The sequence below is a fragment of the Mucilaginibacter sp. genome (genome assembly GCF_039921305.1).
GTDB lineage: Bacteria > Bacteroidota > Bacteroidia > Sphingobacteriales > Sphingobacteriaceae > Mucilaginibacter.
In genome coordinates, this window is record NZ_JBDSCA010000015.1 from 291,235 (window position 1) to 298,414 (window position 7,180).

Consider the following 7,180-nt stretch of genomic DNA (forward strand, 5'->3'; position numbering starts at 1 on the left):
AGGCTTGCGAACAGAATTATGGCTAAAGTAGCCCGCAGTTACGGTTTTGCAATACATAAATCATTTAAATGGCAAACCACATAATCATATTAAACATGCGCGGCTGCTTACTTTTAATCGGTAAACACATTTATTTAATATGCCAATTGCGCTTCCAAAATTGCCAATTGCCATTGTAGATTGCGCCTTTGTAGTGATGATATTTGAGTGAGTTAATATCTTAAACAAATATTGAGTCGTATCCCTGATTTGATATCAGTGAATGTAATATTTTAGATGTTAGCCGTTTATACTTTGTAATGTTTTGCATTAGTGATAGCTTAGATTAAAATTACTTTTTATGGCTAAATACAACGTTAACATTAACAACAAGATGCTTGCTGTTGATGCCGATGCCGATACCCCTTTATTATGGGTTTTGCGCGATCATTTGAATTTAGTAGGAACCAAATTTGGTTGCGGAATTGCCCAATGTGGTGCCTGTACCGTACATTTGGAAGGCGCGGCTATACGGTCGTGCTCGTTCCCGATAGCGGCAGTAGGTGCCAATAAAATCACTACGATAGAGGGTTTAAGCGCTACGGGTGATCATCCTTTGCAAAAAGCATGGGAGGAGGTTGATGTGGCGCAGTGCGGTTATTGCCAGTCGGGCCAGATTATGGCGGCGGCGGCCTTGCTAAAGCGGATCCCTAACCCAACCGATGCGGATATTGATGCCAACATGGATAATATTTGCCGTTGCGGTACACATGCGCGGATACGTAAAGCCATCCATTTGGCAGCAGCTAAGAAAGGAGTCGCCCACAAATGATAGTAAAAGCACCAGTATCCAGACGTAATTTTTTACGGATCACTACCATTGCCGGTGGCGGCATAATGGTTGGCTTTAGCTTGTTAAGCGAAGCCGAAATACCAGCGCATATTGCCGAAGGCGCTGTGTTTACACCCAATGCTTATATTACTATAGATACTAAAGGTTTGGTTACCCTGATGGCCCCGAACCCGGAAATTGGTCAGGGAGTAAAAACCGCCTTACCTATGATATTAGCTGAAGAGCTGAACGTAAAGTGGGATTCTGTTTATGTAGAAATGGCTCCGCTGGATAAAAAATATGGTAACCAGGTTGCAGGTGGTAGCGGTGCTATACGCAGCCGTTTTACACCGATAAGACAGGCGGGAGCAACAGCACGTGTGATGCTGATTAGTGCTGCTGCTACGCAATGGAATGTTCCGGAAAGCGAATGTTATGCTGAGGATGGTTTTGTAATACATAAGCCAAGCGGTAAGAAAATAGGCTATGGTGATCTGGCTGCCAAAGCGGCTACGTTACCTGTGCCTACCGATGTTAAATTAAAAGACCCAAAAGATTTTAAAATTATAGGCACACGTGTTGCCAATGTTGATAACAAAAAGATAGTTACCGGACAACCTTTGTATGGTATGGATACCCGCCGTGAGGGAATGCTTTTCGCGATGGTATCACGACCGCCGGCTTTTGGCAAATCATTAGATTCTTTTGATGATACCGAGGCACGTAAGGTTGCCGGGGTTAAAAATGTGGTTAAGGCTGGTAATGTTGTAGCTGTTTTGGCTACCTCAACCTGGGCGGCAAAAAAAGGCAGGGATAAGCTGAAAGTAGTTTGGAAAGATACCGGCAAACTGGAAAGTACAACCGAGCATGATATCGTTTTTAAGGAAATGATATTGAAAAAAAGTGAAAAGCCCGGCCGTAATGATGGTGATATTGAAACTGCTTTTGCAGGCGGCGGTAAAGTGATTGAAGCCATTTATGAGTGCCCGGCTTTATCGCACGCGCCAATGGAGCCAATTAACTTTTTTGCTGATGTTAGGGATGGCAAATGTGAGCTTTATGGGCCTACACAGGTTCCGGCTAATATGCGGACTTCTGTGGCTGCGGCGCTGAATATCCCGGAAGAGAATGTGAGTTTGGGTATGCCACGCCAGGGTGGTGGCTTTGGCCGTAAATTACGTCCGGATAACGGTGTAGAGGCTGCTTTGATATCGGCAGCAGCCAAATGCCCGGTACAAATGTTTTGGACACGTGAAGATGATATACAAGGCGATTTTTACCGCGCACCGGCCATGTATAAATATAAAGCAGTTATTGGCAAAGATAATACGCTTGATGGCTGGCATGTAAGTTCGGCTTCGTTTGGTGGGGCTTCGGTACCTAATGGGTTCCCTGCCGCTACTATTCCGCATTTCAGGCATGATAACCATTCGGTTAAAACCAATATACAAATGGGTCCGTGGCGCGCACCTACAAGTAATGTGGCTGCTTTTGCTGATGAAACCTTTATGGATGAGCTTGCTCACGAAATGAAAAAAGACCCGATCGCTTTGCGATTAGAACTTTTGGAAAAAGCCAAAACCGCACCTGTTGGACAGGTTAGTTATGATATCGACAAATTTAAAAGTGTAATAAACCTTGTTGCCGAAATGAGTAAGTGGGGTAAAAATACCAGGCCTAATGTTTATTACGGTTTTGCATCATACTTCTCATTTCATACCTATGCGGCACATGTGGCCGAGATCACTAAAACCAATGGTAAGTTAAGGGTAACCAAAGTTTATTCGGCCATTAATTGTGGCAGGGTGGTTAACCTTAGCGGTGCCGAAAACCAGGTTCAGGGCGCTATTGTGGATGGTTTGAGCCATGCCCTGTTTAGCAAGATCACTTTTGACCAAGGCGCTGTGATGCAGAAGAACTTTCATACCTATAAATTTATGCGGATGAAGGATGCGCCTTTGGAGGTTATCGTAAAATTTGTACCATCGGAAGATGCGCCGACTGGTTTGGGTGAGCCTGGCTTGCCGCCAGTAGCTCCGGCAGTTGGTAATGCAATTTTTGCGGCTACAGGTAAGCGATATAGGAAATTGCCTTTTGAGCTGGCTTGATGTTGTTGGTTGTAACCAATAGCGAAAAGAGCGATGAGGGTATCCATCGCTCTTTTTTTATAATACCAATTGGTGGTATAATCTGTTTAGTGTTCGTTTTGCATCGGTGGTTAAACCGGGGTGTATTTTTGAAGATTGTACAATGGTGCTTCGTGTAGCAGTCAGCCAGCGGAAACGCGAGGCAATATCCAGCGTAGCTATGGGGCCTCCCTCTTTTGCGCCATTACAGATCCGTTCAAATGCGCATAGGTTTTGTTCTAGCTCCATAATATCTAAATGCGATGAAAATGCGGTTAGCTTAGCTACATCGATCACGATCATGGCTTGCAGGAATTTTTGTTTTGGGCAATATAAGATCACCCCAACATTCAGGAATTCTTCGCGCTCTGCCCTGGGCACAACGCGGATGGTGGCATACTCAAATACGTGATTCTCGGGCATGTTGCGCTTCGTTTACAAATATTTGTGATACGGATATTCTGGTGATCAAAAATTGGGCGTATACTTCGCGCATCTGGGCGGCGGTATCGGTTTGATCTTCGCGCAGCAACCATTCATCGGGTATCAACCCAACTATTTCCCGTATTAATTCAGGAGTCAAGATAGCTTTGAATTCCTGATCCACTGTTTCCAGCTCGCTTGCGCGGGGAAGCAGTACGTGATCTTTGACCTGCGCAAATGGACGTTTCGCCTGTTCTTCCCAGTTATCCCAGGAATGGTGAAAATATAACGCTGCTCCGTGATCTATTAACCAAAGTTCTTTATGCCATATCAGCATATTGGTGTTGCGTGGTGTACGGTCTACATTAGTTAATAAACAATCCAACCACACTATTTGCGAAGCCAGTTTAGCATCCAATGCTGTTACTGTAGGATCAAAAGTGATAGCTCCGGCTAAGTAATGCAACGCCAGATTTAGGCCTACGCTTGCTTTAAGCAAATCCTGAATTTCTTCATCGGGTTCGGTACGGCCAAAAGCAGCATCAAGATTGGCGAACACTAATTCCGGAATTTTTAGGCCACAGGCACGTGCTATTTCGCCGCCTATCAATTCGGCTATTAAGGCTTTTACGCCCTGGCCCGCGCCTCGAAATTTGAGTACATATAGAAACTCATCATCGGCTTCGGCAATGGCGGGGAGCGAACCGCCTTCACGCAAAGGCGTAACATAACGCATTACGTTTACGGTTCGGAGTTGGGGTACAGTGTAAATCATGATTATATTCCAAATTTATGATAAATTAGGAATTAGCGACGATAGAATAATTTTTCCTCATAAACTTTCAATACATTTTGAAAGTTTAATTATATGACTATATTTGTATATGGAATTAGCAGAAGCGAAACTAAAATTTATTGAGGCTTGGGGCAAATTGGGTTCGGAATGGGGTATAAACCGTACTATGGCGCAGGTGCATGCTTTATTGCTTATTACGCCGGATTCGATGACTACCGAAGAGATCATGGAAGAATTAAGCATATCGCGTGGAAACGCCAATATGACGCTCCGCGATCTAATAGGTTGGGGCCTGGTTGAAAAGCAGCACAAAGCCGGCGAACGCAAAGAATATTTTTATGCTGATAAAGATACCTGGAATATAGCAAGGCAAGTTGCCAAAGAACGCAGGAAGAGGGAGCTTGACCCGGTAATTAAAATTTTAGATGAACTATCAAAAGTGCAAGGAGATGTTAAAGACCCTGCTTTTAAAACCTTTAACCAATCGGTAACGGATATTAATAAGCTGGCTAAAAACGTGGATAAGACTTTGGAAACCATGCTTAAGGCTGAAGAGAGTTGGTTTTGGGGTTCTATTTTAAAAATCTTTAAATAGATTTTTTTCACCATATATTTCAATTTTTACTGAAAATTCAATCTTGATAATAATGAAAACCTTAAACAATCATTTGATATTATTTGATGCCGAATGCCCTATGTGCCGTTTATACACCAGCGCATTTGTTAGAACCAGTTTATTGGAAAAAGATGGTAGAATGGCCTATCAACACTTAACAGCAGATGCATACCCTCTATTAGACAGGGAACGTGCCGTTAACGAAATAGCCTTGGTTAATAAAGCTACCGGAGAAGTAAGCTATGGCATAAAAAGCTTATTCAAAATATTGGGGCAGGCTATTCCATTTTTAAAGCCGTTGTTTACTTTTGCACCCTTTGTTTGGATAATGAGCAAGTTTTATGCTTTTATATCATACAATCGCCGGGTTATTATTCCGGCTGATAAACATGATGCTTTTTTGTACCAGCCAAGTTTCAAGTTAAAGTATAGGATTGCTTATCTGCTTTTTACCTGGGCAGTAACATCATACATTTTAACCTGCTATGTGCAGTTAATGCATGGGTTGTTGCCTCAGGGATCTGCTTACCGAGAGTATATTGTGTGCGGTGGCCAAATGTTATTTCAAGGGATTATAATCAGCTTTATTGCAAAAGATAAATTGTGGAGCTATTTAGGTAATATGATGACAATATCTTTTGCTGGTGCATTATTACTCTTACCCGGATTGCTTATGGCAAAATTGTTCGGTATTGCACCCTTATTTTGTGTATTATATTTTTTGTTTGTTGCCGGCTTGATGTTTTTGGAGCATATCCGCAGGGCACATTTGTTGAGCCTCGGTTGGGCACTTAGTATTAGCTGGGTTTGTTACCGGTTAATGGTTTTGTTGTTGATCTTTTTACTACAATAGTTTTCATACAAATCTCAATCAAAACAAATCATGAAAAATAAAATATTTAATAACAATGCACTGGGTTATATAATGCCTAACCTATTTACGCTAGTTGTAGTTGGACTAAGCAAATACTATATTAACCGAGATGGAATGGGTTCACCCACTTTAATATTCTCGGAATTTATTGTTCTACCAATTTTAATGGGCATAATAAGCGCCTGGTTTTGGAAAGAGCTTAATTACTCCAGCTGGCAACTTACCAAAAACTCATTATTCAATAGTTTTTTGGCTATTATATTAAGTGCCGTCTTTTTGAGTGAGGGAATCATTTGCCTCATCATTGTATCTCCTTTGATTTTTGGTTTTGTAATAACCGGGGCATTTATAGGCCGTGCAATGTTTAAACGAGATGATCAGAATTTGAATGTAAGCGTTATTGCATTATTAGGGTTCATTTTTATTGTGGATTCGCTATCTAAACATGAGTATAAAAATATGGTATCGGACAGCATTGTGATTAAAGCAAGTCCGGATAAGGTTTGGAAAAATGTGGTGGCATTTGAGCCTATCAAACAGAAAAATAGTTTCTGGCTTTTTAAAATTGGTATGCCAAGCCCTATAGCTACAACAGTTACAGGCTACTATAAAGGTGCCGGGCGTAAATGCATATTTAGCAATGGTTATACATTTGGTGAAAAAATTGTGACTTATAACACCAATAAGGATTTGACCTTTGATATTATTGACCAACCACGCGACCCCGAAATTATGGGACACATAGATATACTTCGCGGACAGTTTTTATTAACGGATAATGGCAATGGCACTACCACGCTTACCGGCAATAGCTGGTATAAGCTATATGTATTCCCGGTTTGGTATTATGATGTTTGGGCTCAGAGTATCACGCGGAATGTGCATTTTAGGGTAATGGAGCATATTAAAGAACTAAGCGAAAAATAAGATGTTCAATTTTGTTGTGAAGTATTTAGGCTTTTTAAATCAATTCCGCTAGTGGCACATATTTTTGATAGCCAGCTTAAATTGTGTTTGTTGCTTACTAATCCATCATTGGCGAAATACCTGGATAATTTGGAACGCGAGGTATCTGGATGGAATGGGGGTATCAATTGGTATGCATAGGTATGGTGGAGTTCAATTTAATTATAATGGCAAAGAGATTGGCCATGTACATAGCAATGGTTTACTGGATGTATTATTTAGCAGGCAGATAAAATACGATTTGATGAATCAGGGTTTAATTAATGATCACCATGTATTTAACAATTCGGGCTGGATAAGTTTCTATATTAAGAAGGAAGAAGATGTTGCTTACGCGATTGACTTGTTGCGGATGGCCTATTTGAAATATAGTAAATAGTCCCTCCCCGGCAATTTGTTACAAACCAAGAAACCCCCACCAAATAAATGATGGGGGTTTAACTTTAAGATTGGGCACCGACCTACTCTCCCACGTTTTACCGCAGTACCATCGGCTCTGGCGGGCTTGACTTCTCTGTTCGGAATGGGAAGAGGTAGACACCGCCGATATAGGCACCTGAATGATTTT

At 41.6% G+C, this 7,180-nt stretch carries 8 protein-coding genes and 1 rRNA gene; 6 read left to right on the top strand and 3 right to left on the bottom strand.

The genetic code is table 11. From position 1 onward, the window contains the following. The first annotated feature begins 340 nt into the window (after positions 1–340). Both ABIN91_RS04145 and ABIN91_RS04150 read left to right on the top strand, forming a co-directional pair. On the top strand, positions 341–811 hold the full coding sequence (locus ABIN91_RS04145) for a (2Fe-2S)-binding protein (RefSeq protein ID WP_348048752.1): 471 nt from the start codon (positions 341–343) through the stop codon (positions 809–811). After that, complete coding sequence (locus ABIN91_RS04150; protein ID WP_348048754.1) at positions 808–2,919, top strand: molybdopterin cofactor-binding domain-containing protein; 2,112 nt, start codon at positions 808–810, stop codon at positions 2,917–2,919. Before ABIN91_RS04145 ends, ABIN91_RS04150 begins: the two co-directional genes overlap by 4 nt. Positions 2,920–2,976: 57 nt before the next feature. On the opposite strand, the gene ABIN91_RS04155 is transcribed toward ABIN91_RS04150, so the two are convergent. Both ABIN91_RS04155 and ABIN91_RS04160 read right to left on the bottom strand, forming a co-directional pair. Next, complete coding sequence (locus ABIN91_RS04155; protein WP_348048756.1) at positions 2,977–3,360, bottom strand: DUF3037 domain-containing protein; 384 nt, start codon at positions 3,358–3,360, stop codon at positions 2,977–2,979. Next, positions 3,338–4,135, bottom strand: coding sequence for a HipA family kinase (locus ABIN91_RS04160; RefSeq protein ID WP_348048758.1), 798 nt, complete (start codon positions 4,133–4,135; stop codon positions 3,338–3,340). Before ABIN91_RS04160 ends, ABIN91_RS04155 begins: the two co-directional genes overlap by 23 nt. A gap of 109 nt (positions 4,136–4,244) precedes the next feature. Between ABIN91_RS04160 and ABIN91_RS04165 the strand changes: the two genes are divergently transcribed. From ABIN91_RS04165 to ABIN91_RS04180, 4 genes are all read left to right on the top strand, one after another. Further along, the gene (locus ABIN91_RS04165; protein WP_348048760.1) at positions 4,245–4,751 is read left to right on the top strand and encodes a helix-turn-helix domain-containing protein; all 507 of its coding nucleotides are present in this window, start codon (positions 4,245–4,247) and stop codon (positions 4,749–4,751) included. A 52-nt stretch (positions 4,752–4,803) separates the two neighbouring features. Next, positions 4,804–5,625, top strand: a complete 822-nt coding sequence (locus ABIN91_RS04170; RefSeq protein ID WP_348048762.1) for a DCC1-like thiol-disulfide oxidoreductase family protein — start codon at positions 4,804–4,806, stop codon at positions 5,623–5,625. A gap of 30 nt (positions 5,626–5,655) precedes the next feature. After that, positions 5,656–6,573 (top strand): hypothetical protein, encoded by a 918-nt coding sequence (locus ABIN91_RS04175; protein WP_348048764.1) that lies wholly within the window; start codon positions 5,656–5,658, stop codon positions 6,571–6,573. Positions 6,574–6,727: 154 nt separating this feature from the next. Then, the gene (locus ABIN91_RS04180) at positions 6,728–6,991 is read left to right on the top strand and encodes a luciferase family protein (RefSeq protein ID WP_348048766.1); all 264 of its coding nucleotides are present in this window, start codon (positions 6,728–6,730) and stop codon (positions 6,989–6,991) included. Between the two features lie 69 nt (positions 6,992–7,060). Here the strand turns inward: ABIN91_RS04180 and rrf are convergent. Beyond that, positions 7,061–7,172 (bottom strand): 5S ribosomal RNA (gene rrf / locus ABIN91_RS04185). Positions 7,173–7,180: the final 8 nt, after the last annotated feature.